Raw genomic sequence first — 22614 nt, 5'->3', positions numbered from 1 at the left:
ATCAGCGGGCGGGGCAGGTGGCCGCCGCGTCTCGCAGCACGCCGCTGGACGCTTGATCCAACGGCAGCGCGTAGCCACGCAGCACCGCGATGAACTGCACGGCGTATTGACACGCGAAAGCACCGTTGGGCGGCATCCATTGCGACGGCGGCGAATCGCCCTTGTCCTGGTTGGCCCTGCCCTGCACGGCCAGCAGGTTCGCCGGGTCGTTGGCAAAGCGCACCCGTTGGGCCTCCGGCCAACCGTAGGCGCCCATGTCCCAGGCATACGCCAGCGGGACCAGATGATCGATCTGCACCGATTCGCCGACCTTGGCGCCGCGCTGAAACGCGACGACGGTGTTGGTGTACGGGTCGTGCAGGGTGCCGGTGGCCACGGCGTCGGGACACCGCTTGGTGAACACGTGCGTGACGTCCACCAGATCGCGGTTGAGGATGTCGTTACGGGTGTCACAACCGTTGTGGCCCAGCGGCGCATCGTTGTCGTCGTCCCAGGCGTCGCCGAACGCGGACCGGCGGTAGTCGAACCGGTGTGCCCGAAACGGCAACAGCAGCACCCCGGCGAGCACATCGTCGCCGGGCGCCACGGTCGGTACGTCGGCGCGCGCAGCGAACTCCTGGGCTTGTCGGGCGGCGGAGGACCCCAGCGTCTGGTATGCGACCAGCACCGCCACGGCAGCGACCGCGGCCAGCCACAGCAGGGTTCGACGGTTCGTCATGACTTGTCCAGGTACTCGATCTGATCGGTATCGGTGAATCGGGCTGCCAGCGAGGACAATCCGGGATCGTCGGGGTTGGTGGCGTAGGCGGCCTCGCAGAAGTCCCGAGCGTTCTCGATGAACTCGAGGTGGTCGGCCAGCGACAACAACCGCAGCACGATAGCCCGACCGGATTGATTGCGGCCCAGCACATCTCCTTCTCTGCGCTCTTTGAGATCCAGGTCGGCGAGCACAAATCCGTCGATCGTCCCGGCGACCGCCTCCAGCCTTTTGCCTGCCGGAGAACCCGCTGACGTCCAGCTCGCCAGCAGGCACAGGCTCGGGTGCCGGCCGCGGCCGATGCGGCCGCGCAGTTGATGCAACTGGCTGATGCCGAACCGGTCGGCATCCATCACCAGCATCACGGTGGCGTTGGGGACGTCGACACCCACTTCGATCACGGTGGTACAGACCAGCACATCGGTCTGGCCGCTACGGAAGGATGCCATCACGGCGTCCTTCTCGTCAGCGGAGAGCCGTCCGTGCATCAGACCCAGCCGCAGCCCGGCCAGCTCGGCCGAGCGCAGCCTGGTGAACAGTCCGACCGCGGTCGCCGACGGCCGCTTGCCGTCGTCTCCGGCCTCGTCGGCTTCCTCCTCGTCGATCCGCGGCGCCACCACATAGGCCTGGCGGCCGGCGGCGACCTCCTCCCGGATGCGCTGAAAACCACGCTCCAGCCAGGCCCGCTTGTCCCGGACGAAGATCACCTTGGTGGTGATGGGCTGACGCCCCCGGGGCAGCTCGCGCAGGGTCGACGTTTCCAGGTCGCCGTACACGGTCAGGGCCAGACTGCGCGGGATCGGCGTCGCGGTCATCACCAGCAGATGCGGCGTGACGCCGGCCGGGGCCTTGGCGCGCAACCGATCCCGTTGCTCGACACCGAACCGGTGTTGCTCGTCGACCACCACCATGCCCAACGTGTGGAACTCCACCGCGTCGTGCAGCAATGCGTGGGTGCCGATGACGATCCCGGCCGCACCGCCGGCGATCTCGGACCGCGCCCGCTTCTTTTGCGCCGCGGTCATGGACCCGGAGAGCAGCACCACCCGGGTGGCTTCCCAGCCGTCCCCGGCGGCCGCTCCCAGCTGACCGCCCGTCGCCAGCGGACCCAGCACCTCGGTGATGGACCGAAAATGTTGTGCCGCAAGCACTTCAGTAGGCGCCAACAGCGCGCACTGGTAACCCGCGTCGACCATCTGCAGCATCGCCAGCACCGACACGATGGTCTTTCCGGACCCGACCTCACCCTGCAGCAACCGGTTCAGCGGCCGAGCCGAGGCCAGCCCGTCGGACACCACGGACAGCACCTCACGCTGTCCGGCGGTCAGTTCAAAGGGCAAACGCTGCAATAGTTCTGCTGCCAGACCGTCGTCGCGCCGGGGGGCGACGGGACCGGATGCGGACAACTCACCATGGCGGCGACCGACCAGCGCCCACTGCAGAGCGACGGCCTCGTCGAAGGTGAGGCGATCACGCGCCCGCGCCCGCTCGGCCGGTCGTTCAGCCAAATGGATGCCGCGTAAGGCTGCGTCTTCGTCGATCAAACCCAACCTGGCACGCAAATCGGCGGGCAATGGATCGGGCACCGGGTCGAGTTGGTCCAGCACCTGCTTTACGGCGCCATAGATGTGCCAGGTCTGCACTTTGGCGCTGGCCGGATAGATCGGGTAGACCCGACGCTCGAACTCCGACATCGCCAACTCACCGGTGACCAACGTCGACGCGTCGGCGATCTCACGCAGCGAGACGCTGCCGTGGTTCCTCCCGTCCGTCGAGTCCATGATCAAGAACGCGGGATGGGTGAATTGCATTGTCTTGCCGTAGTATCCGACCTCCCCGGAGAGCATCACCTTCGTGTTCTCGGTGAGGTCCTTCATCAGGCCTTCGGCGTTGAAGAACGTCGCGGTCACCTCACCGCGGCCGGATCCGACCGTGATGCGCAACCACATTCGCGCTTTCTTCTGAGTCGGACTTTTCTTTTTCATCACACCGGAAGCCCTTTTGGTGATGACATCGACGATGGTGATGTGCTCACCGGCTTGTGGACGCTGGTCTTCGGCCGTGAGCCGGGAGGCGCCCTCCAGGTAACTGCGTGGGTAGTGCCGCAACAGGTCGTCGACGGTCCGCAGACCGAAGTACTCGTACAGCTGTCCGGCTGACTTGCCCCCGATGACGTCGACCAGCCGATCGCTCAGCGAGGCCACTACTCCACCCCGATCAGCAACGCATCGCCGCGGTGACCGGTGCGGTAGCTCACCAGTTCGCTACCCGGGTGGTGGTCGTGCATGTGTCTGTCCAGCACCTGCTCGATGCCAGCGGCCGCCGCGTCGTCCAGGTCGGCGCCTATCAGCACGGTGATCAGGTCACCGCCCGAGGCCATCAGCAGGTCCAGCAGGCCGATCGCGGCAGCGGCCACGTCCTCGGCGACGATCAGCACCTCATCGCCCGCGATGCCCAGGCCGTCGCCCGGCTTACAGGTTCCGGCCCAGGTCAGCGCGTTCTCGGTAGCCACCCGCACCGATCCGTGCCGGGCGGCGCCGGCGGCGCGGGCCATGGTGTAGCCGTCGTCGACGGCTTGACGGCCGGCGTCGTGCACAGCCAATGCCGCCAGCCCCTGCACCATCGACCCGGTCGGCACCGGCACCACGTCGACACCCCAGCCGATGGCCGCGGTGCACCCCGCCACCAACTCCTCAGCGGCCACGTACCCGTTCGGCAGCACCATCACCTGGGCGGCACCGCTGTCCACCACGGCGCGCACCAACTGATGGGCGGTGATCCCGGGCGCATCGGCGCTGCCGTCCGCCCCCGGTCGCAGCACGCAGGCACCCTCACCGGCGAACAACTCCTCGGCCCCGTCGCCGTCGACGACGGCAAGCACCGCACGTTCCCGCGTCCAGCTGCCCGCGGGCAGCCCGGTCGCGCCCGAACTGAGTCCCGAGATCACGATCCGGCTCAGCTGACCGGCGGCCAGGCCGGCTTCCACCGCGGCGCCGGCGTCGTCGGTGTGGACGTGCACGGAGTAGCTGTCCGACGGCGCGGCCGCGATGGCCACCGAGTCGCCCAATTCCTCCAGCCGTTGCCGCAACGCATCCGCGGCCGCCGCATCGCAGCCGGCCACCAGGTACATGACCTCGAACTGAGGCGCCGGACCCCGCTCGATCGCCGGCGGCTTCTGCTGCGGCTGCGACGGCTCGTAGACCGCCCGGGTGGGCGTCTCTCCGGTGATCGTCGAACGCAGCGAGTCCAGCATGACCAGCAGCCCCCGGCCCCCGGCGTCCACCACACCGGCATCGGCGAGCACCTCCAGCTGTTCGGGGGTCTTCTCCAGCGCGATCACCGCCGCATCCCCGGCCGCGACGAGGGCAAGGTGCAGCGACTGGCCGGCGGCAGCACACTCGTCGACGGCACCGGCGGCGGCCCGCAACACCGACACGATGGTCCCTGGCACCTCGTTTCCCCCCATCGAGGTGACGACCAGTTCCACCCCCCGCCACAGCGCGGCGGCCAGGAGCGCGGCATCGATCGCCCGTAGCGCCGCACCGGATTCGGCGGCCGCAGCAGCGGTCGCGTCGGCGAATCCCCGCAGAATCTGCGACAGGATCACCCCGGAGTTGCCGCGGGCGCCGTGCAGCGCTCCCGCTGACAACGCCGCCGCGACCCTGACCACGTCCAGGCTGCCGCGACTGGCTTCGGCATCCGCCTCGGCCAGCGCCGAACGCATGGTGAACAGCATGTTGGCACCGGTGTCGGAATCGGCGACCGGGAACACGTTGAGGCGGTTGATCTCGTCGATGTGGGTGATCAGGTCGCTCACGGCGGTGTGCGCCCAGTCCCGCAGGGCCGAGCCGTCCAGCTGACGATCCTCCGTGGCCAAACCCGCCCCCACCTCCTTACCGCCGCAGCACGCCCCCGATGCGCGCTAGCGTAACCTCGGTCCCGCCGGCCGGTGAGCCAGTCAGCAGCCTAGCTATCGGCCACGACAGCACTGGTCACGACGCGTCGCGGTTCGTTGAGCCGTTTTGGCGGTTGCCTACCGGAGTCGGTATTGTGGGACGGCCGGGCCAACCCGGCCTACTTCCGGCCGGCGGATCCGAACCGGGTCGCCAGACCGCAGCAACAAAGACTTGAGGAGTTTGAACCATGGCCGCTGTGTGCGATATCTGCGGGAAAGGCCCCGGCTTCGGTAAGTCGGTGTCGCACTCCCACCGCCGCACCAGCCGCCGGTGGAACCCCAACGTTCAGACCGTGCACGCCGTGACCCGTCCCGGCGGCAACAAGACGCGGCTCAACGTGTGCACGTCGTGCATCAAGGCCGGCAAGGTCACCCGCGGCTGAAGCCGTTACCCGCCGCCTCACTTTTCACAGAGCGGCTTTGATGCGTTCGAGGGTTGTTGTCATGTCGCGGGTGTTGCGCCGACGACGTGGCTCGCCGAGCGGCGCAATCAGCGCGATCGCGCCGCCGCCGCGATCGTGTACGCCTACGACCACGGGCCGGTTGGCGCCGCGTTGATTTCCGCAGCCCTGCGGTTTCGCGATCGACACCCTCATGGCGCACGCCGCTAGCGGCTCCCGCACACAGCGCCGTCCGCTCACTTACGGCCGGGAATCTGCAACGTGGTACCGGTCTCCTCTTCCGCGAACGCCACGAGCCGGCCGGCCGTGTCGTAATCGCACGCGACCACCGTGCGGCCGATCAGCACCGGGCCGCCGCGCAGCCCGCCCCGACCGCTGACGCCGACATAGCTGCCCGGCGGGATCGGTTCGCTGATGCAGTACAGCGTGGGCGCCGCGCCCTCGTCGATGTCGTTGGCCAGCCGGTCGGCCACCGTCTTGACCGTCTTGTGCGCCAACGACATCAGCGGCGAGTCGCCGACCTGCGACAGGTTCGACGCCACCCAGCCCGGGTGGGTGAGCTGACTGACGATCGGCGAGCCTGCGGCACGGAGCCGGCGGTCGAGCTCGAGCCCCCACAACATCACCGTGAGCTTGGACTGCGCGTAGGCCCCCAGCCTCGTCCACTTGGTGCGGCGCAGATGCAGATCGTCGAGGTGCAGCGTCGCCGAGCGGTGCGCGTCGGATCCGACATTGATGATCTGGGCCCGCACCCGCGGCAGCAGCAGGTTGGTCAGCGCGAACGGGCCGAGCAAGTTGGTGCCCAGCGTCATCTCGAAGCCGTCCACGGTGTCGCGGCGCCGCTCGGTCAGAGCGCCGGCGTTGTTGATCAGGATGTCGACGTCGCCGTCGATCAGATCGGGGAAGGCACGCACCGAGGACAGGTCGGCCAGATCGAGCTTGACCACCGACGTCGAGCCACCAAGCTGCGCGGCGCGTTGCTCACCGAGCTCGGTGTTGCGTACCGCCAGAATGACGTGCGCGCCGGCTTTGACCAGCGCTCGCGCGGTGCCCAGCCCCACCCCGTTGGTCGCTCCGGTCACGATGACCCGTTTGCCGGTCAGGTCGCCGAGCCGATCGGGCGTCCAAGGTAACGTCACGAGGTCAGATTAGTCAGACTGATGGCGTCGAGGGCGGTTCGAAGGTGAGTGACAGCGCGACAGAGATCACCAACCTGATCTACACCTACGCCGAGCGGCTCGACGGCGGCGACTTGGACGGCGTGGCCCAGCTCTTCGAGCACGGCCGCATCTGCGGGATGGAAGACGGGCCGCCCGAGACCGTGTTCGCCGGATCGGCCCGGGTGCGCGAGATGTATGACATGGCCACTCGCATCTATGAGGACGGCACCCCCAAGACCAAACACAACACCAGCAACGTGCAGTTGTACATCGACGAGGCCGCCGGGACCGCCCGCAGTACCTCGTATTACTGCGTCACCCAAGCCACCCCCGAGCTGCCCCTACAGGTGATCGTGACCGGACATTACAAAGACACGTTCCACCGGCTCGACGGCGTGTGGCACTTCGACTGCCGCGTCATGTTCGTCGACCAGGTCGGCGACGTCAGCCAGCACCTGAAGTTCTGACCCTGGTGGGCAACGCCTCCGCACCCTTCGACGCCGCGGCCATCCTGGCCGACGCGCAACGCAAGGAGTCGCTGACCGATTGGGGGCCAGGCGAATTCGAGCGGCCGCTGCGCGTGCTGCTGGACGACTACCCGAACGCCGGGCTCAACGATATCGGCACCTACATCCTGCGCTCCGGCATCGTGCACAGCCTGCGGATGCGGTTGCGTACCCAGGAATGGGTCCGGCGGCACCCCGACATCCTGGCCGAACGACTGGCGCCGCCGATCGTCGTGGTCGGCATGATGCGCAGCGGAACCACACTGCTGCAACGCCTGCTGGCGGCCGACCCGCGCTTCAGCTGCGCGTACGGCTGGGAGGTCGTCGAGGTCGCACCGAAGCTAGGCTACCGATTCGACGGGCTCGACCCCCGCATCGCGATCAGCGAAGGGCGCGAAGCGAAATCGCGGGAATTGGCGCCGGACCTGTTCCGGATCCATCCGATGTATGCGCGGGAAGCCGAGGAGGAGATCGTCTTCCTGGCCGATGCGTTCCTGTCCCACGTTCCCGAATCCGGCGCGCACCTGCCGCACTACCGATCCTGGCTCGACGACCAAGACTTCACCCCGGCCTACCGGCACCTACACCGGATGCTGCAATTCCTGCAGTGGCAGAAGCGGCAGCGCGGGGAACAAGCGCAGCGCTGGGTGCTGAAATCGCCGGCCCACCTGGGCTATCTGGATCTGCTGCGCACGCAGTTCCCCGAACTGCACCTGGTGCACATGCACCGGGACCCGCGCACCACCATCGCCTCGGGGGCCGGCCTGAACGCCACCCTGCACGCGATGCACGCCGACACCGTCGACCTCCCCCGGGTGGGCGCGCAGTGGCTGGAGCGGATGGGATGGACCAACGACAGGGCGATGACGGCGCGGGACGGCTGGGGACCGGAGCGGGTCACCGACATCGGGTTCGACGATGCGGTCGCCGATCCGATCGGGCAGGTGTCCCGCGTTTACGAGGCGATCGGGCTTACGCTGACGTCCCACGCCGAGGACGCGATGCGACGCTGGCTGCGCGAACGTCCCCGCGAGCCGGCGCGCCCGCCCTACGGTCTCAAGACCTACGGTTTGCAGCCCGAACTGGTAGACGAGCGATTCAGTCTGTACAACAAGCGATTTCACGAATACACAAGGAGGAGCCAGTGAGTGATGACCCGGTCGCCACGGCATCGCAGCACGAACAGGAACTGGCCGCCCTCGAGCTGATCGAGCACCCCACCGTCAAAGCCGCCTATGCCGACGTCGCGCAGACCTGGCTGGGCCGCGCCAAGGCTTCGGACGCGATGCGCGAGCGGTTCGACGATGCGTTCGCCGAGGTGATGTTCTCGGCGGCGGTGTGGTCGTCCAACCAGGACAAGCTGCGACCCAAGGTCAGCTGCATCACCCGACTGGCGCACCCGGTGGACGGCCGCGCGATTCCCGGATCACGGTGGGGCATCGACAATCCCGACAGCGTGTACCGGGTGATCCCGATCTCCGGCGACGAGCGCTACGAGATCCACGGTCGCGTCGGCGAACACCGCATGACCGAGAATTACTTCACCCTCTGGGACGCGAACATGGGCACCGTCGATGTGCTCAACGGCCGCACCATGGCGGTCGATTCCGACGGCAGCTTCACCATCACCGTCGACGCCGAACCCGCCGGGGGGCGACCCAATCACGTGCGGACCACTGCGGCCGCGCACGAGTTCTACATCCGCGACGTTTTGCTGGACTGGGGCCGTGACGACCCCAATCACCTTGCGGTGCAACGTCTTGGCGCTGCACCGTCGTCCCCGGCCCGCACCCGTGACGAGCAGGCCGAGGCGACCGCGGCGATGATGGCGTACTTCGCGAATTTCACCGGCAAGCTCAGCCACGGCGCCTACAAGATGCCCGCCAACCGGTTCGAACTGGCGTGGTCGGCAGACACCGACGGCGCCATGCGCAACCAGTTCTATGTGATGGGCCGCATCGACCTCGCCCCGGACGAGGCCTTCGTGGTGGACGTCAACGATGGTGGCGCCGAATACTTCACGGTGCCGCTGAGCAACATCTGGGGTACCACGCTGGACATCGTCGCCCGCACCGGAAGCCTCAACAAGGCGCAGTCGGTGGCCAACGAGGACGGCACCTACACCTATGTGATCTCCCCCGAGGATCCCGGTGTGGCGAACTGGATCGACACCGACGGTCTGCGCGAGGCCATCCTGACGTTGCGGATGGCCGAGTTCGGCGAGACCGGACCCCGTGCGGGTCTGGGTGCGCACGGGCGGGTGATCAAGCGCGACCTGCTCGACGCCGAGGTACCGAACCTGCCGCGGGTGACCGAGCAACAGCGTAAAACCGAACTCGCCGAACGCCGCAGGGCGTATCTGCGGCGACTCCCGGAAGGGACACTCTGAGATGGCACGCTGGTTGGTCACCGGTTGCTCCACCGGGTTCGGCCGCGAGATCGCCCGCGGTGCCCTGGAAGCCGGACACAGCGTCGTCGTCACCGCACGTAACGCCGATGCGGTGCGCGACTTCGTCGACGAGTTCGGCGACCGGGCCCTGCCCGTGGCTCTCGACGTGACCGACGCCGGCCAGATCGCCGCCGCGGTCGCCGCGGCGGAGGAGACCTTCGGCGGCATCGACGTGCTGGTCAACAATGCCGGCCATGGCTATCTGTCGGCGGTGGAGGAGGGTGAGGACGCCGAGGTGCGAAAGCTGTTCGACGTCAACTACTTCGGTGCCGTCGACATGATCAAGGCGGTGCTCCCGGCGATGCGGGCCCGCGGATCGGGCCATGTCGTCAACATCTCGTCCATGACGGGGCTGGTGGCCAACCCGCCCAACGCCTACTACTCGTCGACCAAATTTGCGCTGGAGGCGGTGACCGAAGCGCTTGCGCAGGAGGTCAAGCCGCTGGGTATCAAGGTGACCGCCATCGAACCGGGCGCCTTCCGCACCGACTGGGCGTCGCGATCGATGAAGGAATCCAGCACTCCCATCGCCGATTACGCCGACGTCGCCGCCCGCAAGGACCTCATCAAGCAGTTCGCCGATCACCTGCCGGGTGACCCACGCAAGGTGGCCGAGGCGGTGCTGATGGTCACCGAACTCGACGAACCGCCACTGCGGCTGCTGCTGGGCCGCGACGTGCTCAAAGCGATGCGCGACAAGATCGCCGCGACGTCGGCCTCGATCGAGGAGTGGAAGGCCGTCACCAAGGACGTCAACTTCCCCGGCGGGTAGGCGCGCGCTAGGGCAGCCGCCAGTCGATCGGGTCGGCGCCCATTCGCGCCAACAGTTCGTTGGCGCGACTGAACGGTCGCGACCCGAAGAAGCCGCGCGAGGCCGACAACGGCGACGGATGCGGTGATTCGATGAAGGCGCAGTCGCCGTCGGCCAGCATAGGCTTGAGGGTTGAGGCGTCGCGTCCCCACAGAATCGCCACCATCGGCTTCTGACGACCGACCAGGGCGCGAATCGCGCACTCCGTCACCGCTTCCCATCCCTTTCCGCGGTGCGACGCCGGGGTGCTGGGCCGCACGGTGAGCACCCTGTTCAGCAGCAAGACGCCCCGTTGCGCCCACGGGGTGAGATCTCCGCACGACGGCGGCGGGTAACCGAGGTCTTTGGTGTACTCGTCGAAGATGTTGGCCAGGCTGCGCGGCAGCGGCCGCACGTCTGGCGCGACCGAGAAGCTCAGGCCCACCGCATGCCCGGGCGTCGGGTAGGGATCCTGGCCGACGATCAGTACCCGAACGTCATCGAACGGAAAGGTGAAGGCACGCAGCACGTTTGGTCCGGCGGGAAGATATCGCCGGCCGGCGGTGATCTCGTCGCGCAGGAACTGGCCCAGCTGGGCCACCTGGTCGGCGACCGGCTCGAGTGCGCTCGCCCAGCCCGCTTCGACCAGTTCGGGCAACGGACGGGCGGTCACGGCGACCCGGGCTGGTTGAAGGCGTAGACGGTCACCGCGCCACCCTAACGCGCGTCGTGCCGCGCACGGTGAGACCGAGACTGCACTGGTGGCACCGAGCCTGCACTCAGAGTGCCGACACGCCGAGGAGCGCCAGCCCTGAATACCGGCTCGGCGCCGGCAACGGCCTCACCCCGCGAAAGACTCCCACCCCGCATGACCCGTCCAGTCGACACCGTCGACCATCACCCGCGCCGGCCCGTCGAGCACCCGTCCGATCACCCGCCACGAGTCGGGCACCGCATCGCTGAAACACGCCACCAGGGCGTGGTCTTCCCCGCCGCCCAGCACCCATGACCAGCCGTCGACACCCACCGCCGCGGCAGCGCCGGTCACCGCATCGTGATCGGCGGCCAATGACGCAGCCGACAGATCGATGGCAACGCCGGAGGCCTTCGCGACGTGCCGCAGATCCGAGATCAGTCCATCGGAGACGTCGATCATCGCTGTGGCGCCACCGGCCGCGGCGATCGCCCCCTGACCGTAGGGCGGTTGCGGCACCAGATGCCGACAGCGTAGCTCGCGGAATTCCTCAATGCCGTTGCGCCACAATTCATATCCTGCTGCGGAACGGCCCAGTTCACCGGTGACCGCGACCACCGACCCGGGCCGAGCCCCCGACCGCATGACCGGCGCACGACCGTTCAGGTCACCCAGCACCGTCACCGACACCACCCACTGCGGGCAGCTCACCAAATCCCCGCCCGCGATGCCGGCGCCGATCCGGTGCGCCTCGTCCCACATGCCGTCGACCAGGGCGATCACTTCGGCCGTCGGTGTGCTGCCGGGCGCCCCGAAACCCACCACGAACGCGGTGGGTCGCGCACCCATCGCCTCGATGTCGGCGGCGTTCTGCGCGATGGCCTTGCGGCCGACGTCGTGCGGCGACGACCAGTCCAGCCGAAAATGCCGGTCCTGCACCAGCATGTCGGTCGAGACCACGGTTCCCGACACCACGGCCCCGTCGTCCCCGGGGCCCAGGGTGACCGCGGCGGGCTGCCGGCGGTCGCGCACCAGACGCTCGATCACGGCGAACTCACCGGACTGCTGCAGCGTCGGGGACTGCCCGGCCGCGTCGTCGCTCACCCCGCCTCCTCCCGCATGCGGCCCGACGAACCGGTACGTTGGTTCCCTGCCGGTTCGGGCGGACCGCGTCAGTGTAATTGCGGAGGTAACCAGCAGTGGCAGGCAACTCCGAGCCCGGCGGCCCACCGCGCGCCGCGCTGATCGCCGCGCTGGTGCTGGCCGTGGCGACGATCGGGGCGCTCCTGGTCGTCGCGGTCAACCGCCGCGCACCGCGGCCACCGGTCGTCATCGCGGCGGCTGCGGCCCCGCAGGCGGCGAGCCCCGAGTGTCAGGCGCTGCTCGCCGCCCTGCCGCAGCGACTCGGCGACTACCAGCGCGCGGATCTGGCGCATCCCGCTCCCGATGGCGCCCGCGCCTGGCGGTCCGACGGCGGTGCCGTGGTGCTGCGCTGCGGCATGCCGCGTCCGGCCGGCTTCGTGGTGGGCGTACCGATCCAGGGCGTCGACCGGGTGCAGTGGTTCCAGGTGTCCGAGCCGGCCGGCACCCACGGGACCGAATCGACCTGGTACACCGTGGACCGTCCGGTCTACGTGGCACTGACCCTGCCCGGCGGATCGGGGCCTACGCCGATTCAGGAACTCTCCGCCGTCATCGACCGCACCCTGGCCGCGGTCCCGATCGACCCCGCCCGGCCCGGCTAACGGCTATCGGCTAACGCAGACCCACACCCCGCGCCAGCGCCGTGTCCACCATGGTGGCCAACAGGGTCGGATAATCGACGCCGCTGGCCGCCCACATCCGCGGGTACATCGAGATGGTGGTGAACCCCGGCATCGTGTTGATCTCGTTGATCACCGGGCCTGCGTCGGTCAGGAAGAAGTCCACCCGTGCCAGGCCCTGGCAGTCGATGGCGGCGAACGAACGAATCGCCAACTGCCGCACCGTGTCCGCGATGTCGTCGTCGACCTTGGCCGGCACGTCCAGTTCGGCGGCGTCGTCGAGGTACTTGGTGGCGAAGTCGTAGAAGGAGTCCTCGCGACCCCGCACCCCGGCCACCCGGATCTCACCCAGTGTGCTGGCTTCGATTGTGCCGTCCGGCATTTCGAGCACCCCGCACTCCAGCTCGCGACCACTGATGGCGGCCTCCACGATCACCTTCGGGTCGTGGCGGCGGGCCTGCGCGATCGCGTCGGGCAACTGGTCCCAACTCGTCACCCGGCTGACCCCGATGGAGGAACCCCCGCGCGCGGGTTTGACGAACGCGGGCAGTCCCAACCGTTCGCGTTCCTCGGGGTGCAACGTCGGCTGGGACGACCGCAACACGGTGTAGTCACCCACCGGCAGGCCCTCGGCGACCAGCAGCTTCTTGGTGAATTCTTTGTCCATCCCGGCCGCACTGGCCAGCACGCCGGCGCCGACGTACGGCACGCCGGCGAGTTCGAGCAGGCCCTGAATGGTGCCGTCCTCGCCGTAGGGGCCGTGCAGGACCGGGAACACCACGTCGACCGCGCCCAGCACTTCGGTGGCGCCGGGCCGCAGCGACACCAGTTCGCCGCCGCGCTGCGGGTCGGCCGGCAGCGCCAGTTCGGTACCCGATTCCGGGCTCACCGCAGGCAGTTGCCGGTTGCTGATCGTCAGCGCGTCGGGGTTGCCGTCGGTGAGCACCCACGAGCCCTGCGGCGTGATGCCGATCGCGACCACCTCGAACCGCTGCGGGTCGAGATTGCGCAGAATGCTGCCCGCAGACACGCACGAAATGGCGTGCTCGTTGCTGCGGCCGCCGAAAACGACGGCGACGCGCACCCGATTGCTGGCAGTCACAACCTGGAGACGCTACCGGTTGCGGCGCCGCGTCGCGGGATTGCGCAGGTCAGCGGAGAGTCATTTCACTCCGGCTTGGTGCTGCGGCCCAGCAGCAGGGCGATCGCTTCGTTCACCGACAGGCCCTTGTGGCATACCCGGTGCACGGCGTCTGTGAGCGGCATCTCGACGTCGTAGCTGGACGCCAGCGCCAGCACCGACTGGCAGGACGTGACGCCTTCCACGACGTGCCCGTCCTTGCTGTGCAACGCCGAGGACACGGTGTCCCCGCGGCCCAGGCGTTCGCCCAGCGAGCGGTTGCGCGAGTAGGGCGAGGTGCAGGTTGCCACCAGGTCGCCCACCCCGGCCAGACCCGCCAGGGTTGCGCCTTTGGCGCCCAGGGCAAGACCCAGCCGCATGATCTCGGCCAGCCCGCGGGTGATGATGGCTGCGACGGTGTTTTCGCCCAATCCCACCCCGACCGCCATTCCGCAGGCCAGCGCGATCACGTTCTTGCAGGCACCGCCGATTTCGGTGCCCACCACGTCGGAGTTGGTGTACGGGCGGAAATAGCCGCTGTTCAAGAACCGTTGCAGCGCGACGGCACGCCCGGAGTCGTTGCAGGCGACGACGGTGGCGGCCGGCTGGCCCTGCGCGATCTCGCTGGCCAGGTTGGGTCCTGAGATCACCGCGACCTGCGCAGCGTCGACTCCGGTGACCGAGACGATGACCTGGCTCATCCGCATCAGGGTGCCCAGCTCGATGCCCTTGGCCAGGCTGACCAGGGTGGCACCGTCGGCCCACATCCCGTTCCAGTTCTCCAGGTTGGATCGCATGGTCTGCGCCGGGACTCCGAGCAGCACGGTGGTCGCGCCGGTGAGGGCCTCCTCGGCGTCCGACGTGGCGCGAATCCCGGCCGGCAGGTGCATACCGGGCAGGTAGTCGGGATTGGACCGGGTGGCGTTGATCCGCTTGGCGACCTCCGCCCGCCGCGCCCACAGGGTGACCTCTCCCCCGGCATCAGCGAGCACCTTGGCCAATACGGTGCCCCACGCACCGGCGCCCATCACCACGACAGTTCCCGTGCCGGTCATCCACCCTCCCGGAGCTCTGCGGCCACCGTCACTCTGGCGCGACGCTCGCCTGCCGGCATCACGCTAGCTTGACACTCGCAGGCGTTGCGCCCAAGCCTCGCTGGCAGGATGGCCCCCATGGGCGGCGCAGGCGGAGATATGGGGTTGATCATCGCCGTCAAACGGTTGGCTGCCGCCAAGACCCGGCTGGCGCCGGTGTTCTCGGCCCCGACCCGCGAAGCGGTGGTGCTGGCCATGCTGGTCGACACGCTGACCGCCGCGGCCCGGGTGGAGTCGTTGCACTCGATCGTGGTGATCACACCGGACGAGGCCGCCGGGGCGGCCGCATCCGGGCTCGGTGCCGAGGTGCTGACCGACCCCACCCCGGCGGGTGATCCCGATCCGTTGAACAGCGCCATCGTCGCCGCCGAACGTTCGATGGCCGCGATCATTCCCAATCTTGTTGTGCTGCAAGGTGATTTACCGGCATTGCAGTCCCAGGAGCTGGCCGAGGCGGTCGCAGCCGCCCGCGCGCACCAGCGCAGCTTCGTCGCCGACCGGGCCGGCACGGGGACCGCGGCACTGTGTGCCTTCGGCACCCCGCTCGATCCCCGGTTCGGGCCGGATTCCGCCGCGCGACACCGGCATTCGGGTGCCGTCGAACTCACCGGAGCGTGGCCCGGTCTGCGCTGCGACGTCGACACACCGGCCGACCTGGCCGCCGCGCGCCGCCTCGGGGTGGGCCCGGCGACCGCGCGCGCGATCGCGCACCGCTGATTCCCCGCAGCAGCAACCCGCGGAGACGGCAGACACGGCCCAACATGTCCGCTCGGTGAATCGCATCTCAACGCCAGATGGATGGGTTGCCGATCTCCCAGGACTGGTGGCCTCGCCCACGGGTAATAGGCAATGATCGCAGGGTGACCGAAATCGAAGCCCCACCCCAAGCGGATGCATCCACCCACGAGGGTGCTCGGCAGTCAGGCGACTCGGCACCTGCAGCACCGCCGGCGGCGACTCCCGCCGCGATCAACGACCCGCTGCCCGACGAGCGCTACCTGAATCGGGAACTGAGCTGGCTGGACTTCAACGCCCGGGTGCTGGCGCTGGCCGCCGACAATTCGATGCCCCTGCTGGAGCGCGCCAAATTCCTGGCGATCTTTGCTTCCAACCTGGATGAGTTCTACATGGTTCGGGTCGCCGGTCTCAAACGCCGCGACGAAATGGGGCTGTCGGTCCGCTCGGCCGACGGACTGACGCCGCGTGAGCAGTTGCGGCGCATCGGCGAACAGACCCAGCAGATCGCCAGCCGCCACGCCCGGGTGTTCCTCGACGAGGTATCCCCCGCGCTGGAGGAAGAAGGCATCTACATCATCACGTGGGCCGACCTGGACGAGGCTGAGCGCGAACAGTTGTCGACGTATTTCCACGATCAGGTCTTCCCCGTCCTGACCCCGCTGGCCGTCGACCCTGCCCACCCGTTCCCCTTCGTCAGTGGGTTGAGTCTGAACCTCGCGGTCACCGTCAAACAGCCCGACGACGGCACCCAGCACTTCGCCAGGGTCAAGGTGCCCGACAACGTCGACCGCTTTGTGGAGCTGGAAACGAAAGCGGAATCCGACGGCGAGCGGCGCGAGCGGGGCATCGTGCGATTCCTGCCGATGGAGGAGTTGATCGCCGCTTTCCTCCCAGTGCTGTTCCCCGGCATGGAGATTGTTCAACATCACACGTTCCGCATCACCCGCAACGCCGACTTCGAAGTGGAAGAAGATCGCGACGAAGACCTGTTGCAGGCACTCGAGCGGGAGTTGGCACGACGGCGGTTCGGTTCGCCGGTGCGACTCGAAGTTGCCGACGACATGACCGAGAGCATGCTCGAACTGCTGCTGCGCGAACTCGATGTCCATCCCGGCGACGTCATCGAAGTGCCTGGGCTGCTGGACTTGTCGTCGCTGTGGCAGATCTACGGGGTGGACCGTCCGGCCCTGAAGGACCGGGCGTTCGTGCCGGCCACCCATCCAGCCTTCGCCGACCGGGAGACCCCGAAGAGCATCTTCGCGACCCTGCGCGAAGGCGATGTGCTGGTGCACCATCCCTACGATTCGTTCTCCACCAGCGTGCAGCGCTTCATCGAACTGGCCGCCGCCGACCCCAACGTGCTGGCCATCAAACAGACGCTGTATCGCACGTCCGGTGATTCGCCGATCGTGCGGGCGCTCATCGACGCCGCCGAAGCCGGCAAGCAGGTGGTGGCATTGGTGGAGATCAAGGCGCGCTTCGACGAACAGGCCAACATCCGTTGGGCGCGAACGCTGGAGCAGGCGGGGGTCCACGTTGTCTACGGATTCGTCGGGCTCAAGACGCACTGCAAGACGTGCCTGGTGGTGCGCCGCGAGGGTCCGATCATCCGGCGGTACTGCCACGTCGGAACCGGCAACTACAACGGTAAGACGGCACGACTGTACGAGGATGTCGGGCTGCTGACCGCCGATCCCGACATCGGCGCCGACCTGACCGACTTGTTCAACACCCTGACCGGCTACTCGCGCAAGCTCACCTATCGCAATTTGTTGGTGGCACCGCACGGAATTCGCACCGGCATCATCGAGCGGGTAGAGCGTGAAGTCGAGGCCCACCGGCGGGGCAATGACGCCAGAATCCGGTTGAAGATGAACGCCCTGGTCGACGAACAGGTCATCGATGCGCTCTACCGCGCATCACAGGCCGGTGTGCGGGTGGAAGTGGTGGTGCGCGGCATCTGTGCGCTGCGCCCCGGCGCCGCAGGTTTCTCCGAAAACATCAGCGTCCGCTCGATTCTCGGCCGTTTCCTGGAGCACTCGCGGATTCTGCATTTCAACGCCATCGGCGAATTCTGGATCGGCAGTGCCGACATGATGCATCGCAATCTCGACCGTCGGGTCGAGGTCATGGCACAGGTCAAAGACCCGCGATTGACCACACAGCTCGACGAGTTGTTCCAATCCGCACTGGATCCGTCCACCCGCTGCTGGGAATTGGGATCCGACGGCCAGTGGACGGCCTCGCCGCGGGAGGGACTGAGCGTGCGCGATCATCAGGTGTCCCTGATGGAGCGGCACCGCAGCCCCTGACCCGTCCAGCCGCGTCAAGACCTGTTCGAATTGATCTGCAGGAGTTGAGGTGTCGTCCCAGAATTCGTCGGCCCGCCGTGGCCGCATCGTGCACGCCGCGGGAGCGGTGCTGTGGCGACCGACCCGCGAATCAGGTAAGTCGGTCGAGATCGCGGTGATCCACCGGCCCCGGTACGACGACTGGTCGCTGCCCAAAGGCAAGGTGGATCCGGGTGAGACCCCGCCGGTGACCGCCGTGCGCGAAGTGCTCGAAGAGACCGGCCATCACAGTCAGCTGGGCAGGTACCTCACCACGATCACCTACCCGATCGACCAGCGCGTCAAGAAGGTGTACTACTGGGCCGCCAGAAGCACCGGCGGGACCTTCGCCGCCGGGGACGAGGTCGACGATCTGCTCTGGCTGCCGGTGTCCGAGGCCATGAAGAAGCTCGGCTACGCACAAGACCGAAAGGTATTGCGACGGTTCACCAAACAGCCGGCGGACACCAAGACCGTGCTGGTGGTGCGGCACGGTACCGCCGGCAGCAAGGCCCGCTACCGCGGCGACGACACCAAACGACCGCTGGACAAGAAAGGCCGCGCGCAAGCCGAGGCGCTGGTGGCCCAGCTACTGGCTTTCGGCGCCACCGACGTCTACGCGGCCGACCGGGTGCGTTGCCACCAAACCGTGGAACCGCTTGCCGAGGAACTGGGCGTGACCATTCACAACGAACCGCACCTCACCGAAGAGGCCTACGCCAAGAACGCCAAACGCGGCCGACAGCGGATGCTGCAGATCGCCGGACGGGCCGGCACACCGGTGATCTGCTCGCAGGGAAAGGTGATTCCGGATCTGATCGGATGGTGGTGCGACCGCAACGGGGTGCGGCCGGACAAGGCCCGCAACCATAAGGGCAGCACCTGGGTGCTGTCGTTGTCGGGCGGTCGGCTCATCGCCGCCGACCACATCGGCGGGGCACTGGCCCCCAACGTGCGCACCTGACAACGCAAATACCCTCCGGTAGGCATCGCTGCCCGCCGAAGGGTATTCGCGTGTGAGTGCTACTTGCGACCGCGGCGTGTGGCGGCGGCCTTCTTGGCCGGAGCCTTCTTGGCCGGCGCCTTGCTGGCGGCCTTCTTGGCCGGAGCCTTGGTCGCGGCCTTCTTGGCCGGCGTCTTGGTCGCAGCCTTCTTGGCCGGAGCCTTGGTCGCAGCCTTCTTGGCCGGAGCCTTGGTCGCAGCCTTCTTGGCCGGAGCCTTAGTCGCAGCCTTCTTCGCCGGAGCCTTAGTCGCAGCCTTCTTCGCCGGAGCCTTGGTCGCGGCCTTCTTGGCCGGCGCCTTGGTCGCAGCCTTCTTGGCCGGAGCCCGCTTGGCGGTCGTCTTCTTCGCCGCACCCGCGACTACGCCACGCTTCACTGCGGGACCGTCGGCCGGGAGCTTTTGTGCGCCAGCCACAACCGCTTTGAATTGGGCACCTGGACGGAACGCCGGAACCGATGTGGGCTTCACCTTCACGGTCTCACCGGTGCGCGGGTTGCGGGCAACGCGGGCTGCGCGGCGACGCTGTTCGAAGACACCGAAACCGGTAATCGTGACGCTCTCGCCCTTGTGCACCGCACGCACAATCGTGTCGACGACATTCTCGACAGCGGCGGTGGCCTGCCGGCGGTCTGAGCCCAATTTCTGTGTGAGCACATCTATGAGCTCTGCTTTGTTCATCCAACCCTCCGAAGCCAGTGGTCCTCGATTTGGAACCGACTAGAGGACACGGTAAACCCTTTGCTGGCAAATTGCCAAGAGCCACGCGCAATTTCAAGCGCGAATGAGTGCAATTTCGGCAATCCGATTGCCGCCCTTGGCCGGTGGCGCCGATGTGAATTGCGCTTGTTTGGCGCGCGCCGGCCCGGTTGGAATTCCAGACCGCAAGGGGGTCGGTCAGATTGGCGCCGTGCGCGGCTTCCACACCGGGCGCGATGCCTCGAACGCTTCGATTTCGTCGAGTTTCCGCAGCGTAAGGGCTATATCGTCGAGTCCTTCCAACAATCGCCACGCGGTGTGATCGTCAATCCTGAACGGCAACACCGCCGTTCCCGCGGTGATATTTCGATCTTGAAGATTGACAGTGATTTCCAGCCCCGGGCTCTGCTCGATCAGCTTCCAGAGCAGCTCGACCCCGTCTTGATCGACTTCGGCGGCCAGCAGACCCGCCTTGCCGGCGTTGCCGCGGAAAATGTCGCCGAAGCGAGAGGAGATAACCACCCGGAATCCGTAGTCCATGAGCGCCCAGACCGCGTGTTCGCGTGAGGATCCGGTTCCGAAATCGGGTCCAGCAACCAAGACCGAGCCTCGGTCAAAGGGACTGAGATTGAGCACGAATGACGGATCCGAACGCCAGCTGGCGAACAAACCGTCCTCGAAACCGGTTCGGGTGACGCGCTTCAGAAAGACGGCGGGAATTATCTGATCGGTGTCGACATTGGACCGCCGCAGCGGCACACCGATTCCGGTGTGGGTGTGAAAGGCTTCCATCTTCTTCCCCTATTTCTCAGCGTGAAATCAAAGTCGGTCAGGTCAAGTCGGCGGGAGTGGAGAGCGTGCCGCGAACGGCAGTGGCCGCAGCGACCGCCGGGGACACCAGGTGCGTCCGGCCGCCCTTGCCCTGTCGCCCTTCGAAATTGCGGTTCGACGTGGCGGCGCAACGCTCTCCGGGCGCGAGCTGATCAGGGTTCATGCCCAGGCACATCGAGCAGCCGGCTTGGCGCCATTCGGCGCCGGCCGCGGTGAAGATGTCCCCCAGCCCTTCGCTTTCGGCCTGTGCGCGCACCCGCATCGAGCCCGGCACCACCAGCATCCGCACCCCCGGCGCCACCTTGCGCCCGCGCAGCACGTCGGCCACCACCCGCAGGTCTTCGATCCGGCCGTTGGTGCAGGATCCGACGAACACGGCGTCGACCGCGATGTCGCGCATCGCCGTCCCGGGCCGAAGGTCCATGTACGCCAAGGCTTTCTCCGCGGCCTGGCGTTGTGCGTCGTCGGTCATCAACTCGGGGTCCGGCACCGCCGCAGCCAGCGGCACCCCCTGGCCCGGGTTGGTCCCCCAGGTGACGAACGGACTCAGCGAGGATGCGTCGAGGTAGACCTCGGTGTCGAAAACCGCGCCCGGGTCGGTACGCAGCTGCTGCCAATAGGCGAGTGCGTTGTCCCAGTCGGCGCCCTTCGGGGCGTGCGGGCGACCACGCAGGAATTCGTAGGTCGTTTCGTCGGGGGCCACCATGCCTGCGCGGGCGCCGGCTTCGATGCTCATGTTGCAGACCGTCATCCGGCCCTCCATGGACAGCGACTCGATGGCACTGCCCCGGTATTCGATGACATATCCCTGTCCGCCACCGGTTCCGATCTTGGCGATCAGCGCGAGGATGATGTCTTTGGCGCTCACCCCGGCAGGCAGCTGTCCGTCGACGTTGACCGCCATCGTCTTGAACGGTCGCAGCCGCAGCGTCTGCGTGGCCAGCACGTGCTCGACCTCAGATGTCCCGATCCCCATGGCGATTGCCCCGAATGCGCCGTGCGTCGAGGTGTGGCTGTCTCCGCACACGATCGTCATGCCCGGTTGGGTGAGGCCCAGTTGCGGACCGACGACATGCACGATGCCCTGCTCGATGTCACCCATCGGGTAGAGCCGGACACCGAATTCGGCACAGTTGCGCCGCAACGTCTCCACCTGGGTGCGGGAGACCAGGTCGGCGATCGGCTTGTCGATGTCGACCGTCGGCACGTTGTGGTCTTCGGTGGCGATCGTCAGATCGGTCCGCCGTACTCGACGGCCGGCCAGCCGCAACCCGTCGTAGGCCTGCGGACTGGTGACTTCGTGCACCAGATGCAGGTCGATATAGATCAGGTCGGGTGCGTTTCCTTCACCCGACACCACGACGTGGTCGTCCCAGACCTTCTCTGCCAGGGTTCGGGGGTTGTCTTTCGCAGCACACATATGCGCATTGCCTCGATTCGTCGATTGCGTCCCACACCGATCCGTCGGGGCTGAATCTCAGTATGTGAGACGCTAGTATCTATATATGAGACAGCATAGCGGGATCGGCGTCCTCGACAAAGCGGTGGGCGTCCTGCACGCGGTCGCGGAATCCCCCTGCGGGCTCGCCGAACTGTGCGAGCGGACCGGCCTGCCCCGGGCCACCACCTACCGGGTCGCCGCTGCCCTGGAGGTGCATCGGCTGCTCGGACGCGACGAGGACGGCCGCTGGCGGCTCGGTCCGGCGGTTACCGAACTGGCCGGGCACGTCAACGATCCGCTGCTGGCCGCGGGTGCCGCCGTGCTGCCCCGGTTGCGGGAAACCACCGGCGAGAGCGTGCAGTTGTACCGTCGCGAAGGCACCATGCGGGTGTGCGTGGCAGCGCTGGAACCTGCTGCCGGGCTTCGCGATACGGTGCCCGTGGGCGCCCGGTTGCCGATGACGGCGGGTTCGGCCGCCAAAGTGTTGCTCGCGCACAGCGATGCGGCCACTCAGCAGGTGGTCTTGCCGGACGCCAAGTTCAGCAGCCGGACGCTGGCTGACGTGCGCCGGCGCGGCTGGGCACAGAGCGTGGCCGAACGCGAGCCCGGTGTGGCCAGTGTCTCGGCACCGGTGCGCGACAGCCGCGGCATTGTGACGGCGGCCATCTCGGTGTCCGGCCCGATCGACCGGATGGGCCGGCGGCCCGGGGCGCGTTGGGCCGCAGATCTGTTGGCGGCTGCCGAGGAGCTGACGCGGCGGCTGTGAATTCCGCACCGAGATTGCACTCAGGACGGGCAGATCACGAAAACTGCGGCCTCAGTTCAGGCTCGGCGCCATCAGTGCAGGCTCGGCGCAGGCGTGCACCGGCGACCTGACACACTGACGC

Annotated in this window: 22 protein-coding genes; 10 read left to right on the top strand and 12 right to left on the bottom strand. The window is 67.6% G+C overall.

What is annotated here, in order from left to right:
- Nucleotide 1: 1 nt before the first annotated feature.
- The 3 genes from AC5Y6Y_RS13360 to AC5Y6Y_RS13350 are packed head-to-tail and all read right to left on the bottom strand — an operon-like array spanning nucleotide 2 to nucleotide 4634.
- Nucleotides 2-718 (bottom strand): HNH endonuclease family protein, encoded by a 717-nt coding sequence (locus AC5Y6Y_RS13360; protein WP_473139981.1) that lies wholly within the window; start codon nucleotides 716-718, stop codon nucleotides 2-4.
- Nucleotides 715-2961: an ATP-dependent DNA helicase RecG gene (recG, locus tag AC5Y6Y_RS13355; protein ID WP_473139982.1), complete on the bottom strand. Its 2247-nt coding sequence runs from the start codon at nucleotides 2959-2961 to the stop codon at nucleotides 715-717. The genes AC5Y6Y_RS13360 and recG overlap by 4 nt, the downstream gene beginning before the upstream one ends.
- Entirely contained in the window at nucleotides 2961-4634 is a 1674-nt protein-coding gene (locus tag AC5Y6Y_RS13350; protein WP_473139983.1) for a DAK2 domain-containing protein, read from the bottom strand. The genes recG and AC5Y6Y_RS13350 overlap by 1 nt, the downstream gene beginning before the upstream one ends.
- 266 nt (nucleotides 4635-4900) lie before the next feature.
- Here AC5Y6Y_RS13350 and rpmB point away from each other — a divergent pair, with 266 nt between their 5' ends.
- Nucleotides 4901-5095: a 50S ribosomal protein L28 gene (rpmB, locus tag AC5Y6Y_RS13345; RefSeq protein WP_463827055.1), complete on the top strand. Its 195-nt coding sequence runs from the start codon at nucleotides 4901-4903 to the stop codon at nucleotides 5093-5095.
- A 24-nt stretch (nucleotides 5096-5119) separates the two neighbouring features.
- Here the strand turns inward: rpmB and AC5Y6Y_RS13340 are convergent, their stop codons facing one another.
- Both AC5Y6Y_RS13340 and AC5Y6Y_RS13335 read right to left on the bottom strand, forming a co-directional pair.
- A complete protein-coding gene (locus AC5Y6Y_RS13340; protein ID WP_473139984.1) occupies nucleotides 5120-5308 on the bottom strand; it encodes a hypothetical protein in 189 nt (62 codons plus the stop codon).
- A 41-nt stretch (nucleotides 5309-5349) separates the two neighbouring features.
- Nucleotides 5350-6252, bottom strand: coding sequence for an SDR family NAD(P)-dependent oxidoreductase (locus AC5Y6Y_RS13335; RefSeq protein ID WP_473139985.1), 903 nt, complete (start codon nucleotides 6250-6252; stop codon nucleotides 5350-5352).
- Nucleotides 6253-6296: 44 nt separating this feature from the next.
- Here AC5Y6Y_RS13335 and AC5Y6Y_RS13330 point away from each other — a divergent pair, with 44 nt between their 5' ends.
- The 4 genes from AC5Y6Y_RS13330 to AC5Y6Y_RS13315 are packed head-to-tail and all read left to right on the top strand — an operon-like array spanning nucleotide 6297 to nucleotide 10000.
- A complete protein-coding gene (locus tag AC5Y6Y_RS13330) occupies nucleotides 6297-6740 on the top strand; it encodes a nuclear transport factor 2 family protein (RefSeq protein ID WP_473139986.1) in 444 nt (147 codons plus the stop codon).
- A 5-nt stretch (nucleotides 6741-6745) separates the two neighbouring features.
- Nucleotides 6746-7927: a sulfotransferase family protein gene (locus tag AC5Y6Y_RS13325; RefSeq protein WP_473139987.1), complete on the top strand. Its 1182-nt coding sequence runs from the start codon at nucleotides 6746-6748 to the stop codon at nucleotides 7925-7927.
- Complete coding sequence (locus tag AC5Y6Y_RS13320; RefSeq protein ID WP_473139988.1) at nucleotides 7924-9168, top strand: DUF1214 domain-containing protein; 1245 nt, start codon at nucleotides 7924-7926, stop codon at nucleotides 9166-9168. Before AC5Y6Y_RS13325 ends, AC5Y6Y_RS13320 begins: the two co-directional genes overlap by 4 nt.
- Before the next feature lies 1 nt (nucleotide 9169).
- Nucleotides 9170-10000 carry an oxidoreductase gene (locus tag AC5Y6Y_RS13315; protein WP_473139989.1) on the top strand — a complete coding sequence of 277 codons (831 nt, stop codon included), beginning with the start codon at nucleotides 9170-9172 and terminating at the stop codon, nucleotides 9998-10000.
- Nucleotides 10001-10007: 7 nt separating this feature from the next.
- Here the strand turns inward: AC5Y6Y_RS13315 and AC5Y6Y_RS13310 are convergent, their stop codons facing one another.
- Both AC5Y6Y_RS13310 and AC5Y6Y_RS13305 read right to left on the bottom strand, forming a co-directional pair.
- On the bottom strand, nucleotides 10008-10691 hold the full coding sequence (locus tag AC5Y6Y_RS13310; protein ID WP_473139990.1) for a uracil-DNA glycosylase: 684 nt from the start codon (nucleotides 10689-10691) through the stop codon (nucleotides 10008-10010).
- A 168-nt stretch (nucleotides 10692-10859) separates the two neighbouring features.
- Nucleotides 10860-11816 carry a thiamine-phosphate kinase gene (locus tag AC5Y6Y_RS13305; protein WP_473139991.1) on the bottom strand — a complete coding sequence of 319 codons (957 nt, stop codon included), beginning with the start codon at nucleotides 11814-11816 and terminating at the stop codon, nucleotides 10860-10862.
- Nucleotides 11817-11911: 95 nt separating this feature from the next.
- On the opposite strand from AC5Y6Y_RS13305, the gene AC5Y6Y_RS13300 reads away from it, so the two are divergent.
- Nucleotides 11912-12457 (top strand): DUF3515 domain-containing protein, encoded by a 546-nt coding sequence (locus AC5Y6Y_RS13300; protein WP_473139992.1) that lies wholly within the window; start codon nucleotides 11912-11914, stop codon nucleotides 12455-12457.
- Nucleotides 12458-12467: 10 nt separating this feature from the next.
- On the opposite strand, the gene AC5Y6Y_RS13295 is transcribed toward AC5Y6Y_RS13300, so the two are convergent.
- Nucleotides 12468-13577: a D-alanine--D-alanine ligase family protein gene (locus AC5Y6Y_RS13295; protein WP_463827065.1), complete on the bottom strand. Its 1110-nt coding sequence runs from the start codon at nucleotides 13575-13577 to the stop codon at nucleotides 12468-12470.
- A 65-nt stretch (nucleotides 13578-13642) separates the two neighbouring features.
- Entirely contained in the window at nucleotides 13643-14650 is a 1008-nt protein-coding gene (locus AC5Y6Y_RS13290; protein WP_473139993.1) for an NAD(P)H-dependent glycerol-3-phosphate dehydrogenase, read from the bottom strand.
- Between the two features lie 117 nt (nucleotides 14651-14767).
- Between AC5Y6Y_RS13290 and cofC the strand changes: the two genes are divergently transcribed.
- From cofC to mutT1, 3 genes are all read left to right on the top strand, one after another.
- Complete coding sequence (gene cofC, locus AC5Y6Y_RS13285; protein ID WP_473139994.1) at nucleotides 14768-15406, top strand: 2-phospho-L-lactate guanylyltransferase; 639 nt, start codon at nucleotides 14768-14770, stop codon at nucleotides 15404-15406.
- 77 nt (nucleotides 15407-15483) lie between these two features.
- A complete protein-coding gene (locus AC5Y6Y_RS13280; RefSeq protein WP_463827068.1) occupies nucleotides 15484-17739 on the top strand; it encodes an RNA degradosome polyphosphate kinase in 2256 nt (751 codons plus the stop codon).
- 49 nt (nucleotides 17740-17788) lie between these two features.
- Entirely contained in the window at nucleotides 17789-18721 is a 933-nt protein-coding gene (gene mutT1, locus AC5Y6Y_RS13275) for an 8-oxo-(d)GTP phosphatase MutT1 (protein ID WP_473139995.1), read from the top strand.
- Nucleotides 18722-18780: 59 nt separating this feature from the next.
- On the opposite strand, the gene AC5Y6Y_RS13270 is transcribed toward mutT1, so the two are convergent.
- From AC5Y6Y_RS13270 to leuC, 3 genes are all read right to left on the bottom strand, one after another.
- Nucleotides 18781-19437: an HU family DNA-binding protein gene (locus AC5Y6Y_RS13270; protein WP_463827070.1), complete on the bottom strand. Its 657-nt coding sequence runs from the start codon at nucleotides 19435-19437 to the stop codon at nucleotides 18781-18783.
- 216 nt (nucleotides 19438-19653) lie between these two features.
- Nucleotides 19654-20247: a 3-isopropylmalate dehydratase small subunit gene (leuD, locus tag AC5Y6Y_RS13265; protein ID WP_463827071.1), complete on the bottom strand. Its 594-nt coding sequence runs from the start codon at nucleotides 20245-20247 to the stop codon at nucleotides 19654-19656.
- A 37-nt stretch (nucleotides 20248-20284) separates the two neighbouring features.
- A complete protein-coding gene (leuC, locus tag AC5Y6Y_RS13260; RefSeq protein WP_473140382.1) occupies nucleotides 20285-21706 on the bottom strand; it encodes a 3-isopropylmalate dehydratase large subunit in 1422 nt (473 codons plus the stop codon).
- 85 nt (nucleotides 21707-21791) lie between these two features.
- Between leuC and AC5Y6Y_RS13255 the strand changes: the two genes are divergently transcribed.
- Entirely contained in the window at nucleotides 21792-22493 is a 702-nt protein-coding gene (locus AC5Y6Y_RS13255; RefSeq protein WP_473140383.1) for an IclR family transcriptional regulator, read from the top strand.
- Nucleotides 22494-22614: the final 121 nt, after the last annotated feature.

The sequence above is a fragment of the Mycobacterium sp. NGS24 genome, assembly GCF_059813065.1.
The sequence above is the reverse complement of the archived record's forward strand: the minus strand, read 5'-3'. Positions and strand labels throughout refer to the sequence as shown.

Coding starts and splice junctions, on each gene's coding strand:
- leuC (WP_473140382.1), bottom strand. CDS start 21,706: ATGTGTGCTGCGAAAGACAACCCCCGAACCCTGGCAGAGAAGGTCTGG.
- leuD (WP_463827071.1), bottom strand. CDS start 20,247: ATGGAAGCCTTTCACACCCACACCGGAATCGGTGTGCCGCTGCGGCGG.
- AC5Y6Y_RS13270 (WP_463827070.1), bottom strand. CDS start 19,437: ATGAACAAAGCAGAGCTCATAGATGTGCTCACACAGAAATTGGGCTCA.
- AC5Y6Y_RS13255 (WP_473140383.1), top strand. CDS start 21,792: ATGAGACAGCATAGCGGGATCGGCGTCCTCGACAAAGCGGTGGGCGTC.
- AC5Y6Y_RS13360 (WP_473139981.1), bottom strand. CDS start 718: ATGACGAACCGTCGAACCCTGCTGTGGCTGGCCGCGGTCGCTGCCGTG.
- AC5Y6Y_RS13280 (WP_463827068.1), top strand. CDS start 15,484: ATGGATGGGTTGCCGATCTCCCAGGACTGGTGGCCTCGCCCACGGGTA.
- cofC (WP_473139994.1), top strand. CDS start 14,768: ATGGGCGGCGCAGGCGGAGATATGGGGTTGATCATCGCCGTCAAACGG.
- rpmB (WP_463827055.1), top strand. CDS start 4,901: ATGGCCGCTGTGTGCGATATCTGCGGGAAAGGCCCCGGCTTCGGTAAG.
- AC5Y6Y_RS13315 (WP_473139989.1), top strand. CDS start 9,170: ATGGCACGCTGGTTGGTCACCGGTTGCTCCACCGGGTTCGGCCGCGAG.
- AC5Y6Y_RS13340 (WP_473139984.1), bottom strand. CDS start 5,308: ATGAGGGTGTCGATCGCGAAACCGCAGGGCTGCGGAAATCAACGCGGC.
- AC5Y6Y_RS13290 (WP_473139993.1), bottom strand. CDS start 14,650: ATGACCGGCACGGGAACTGTCGTGGTGATGGGCGCCGGTGCGTGGGGC.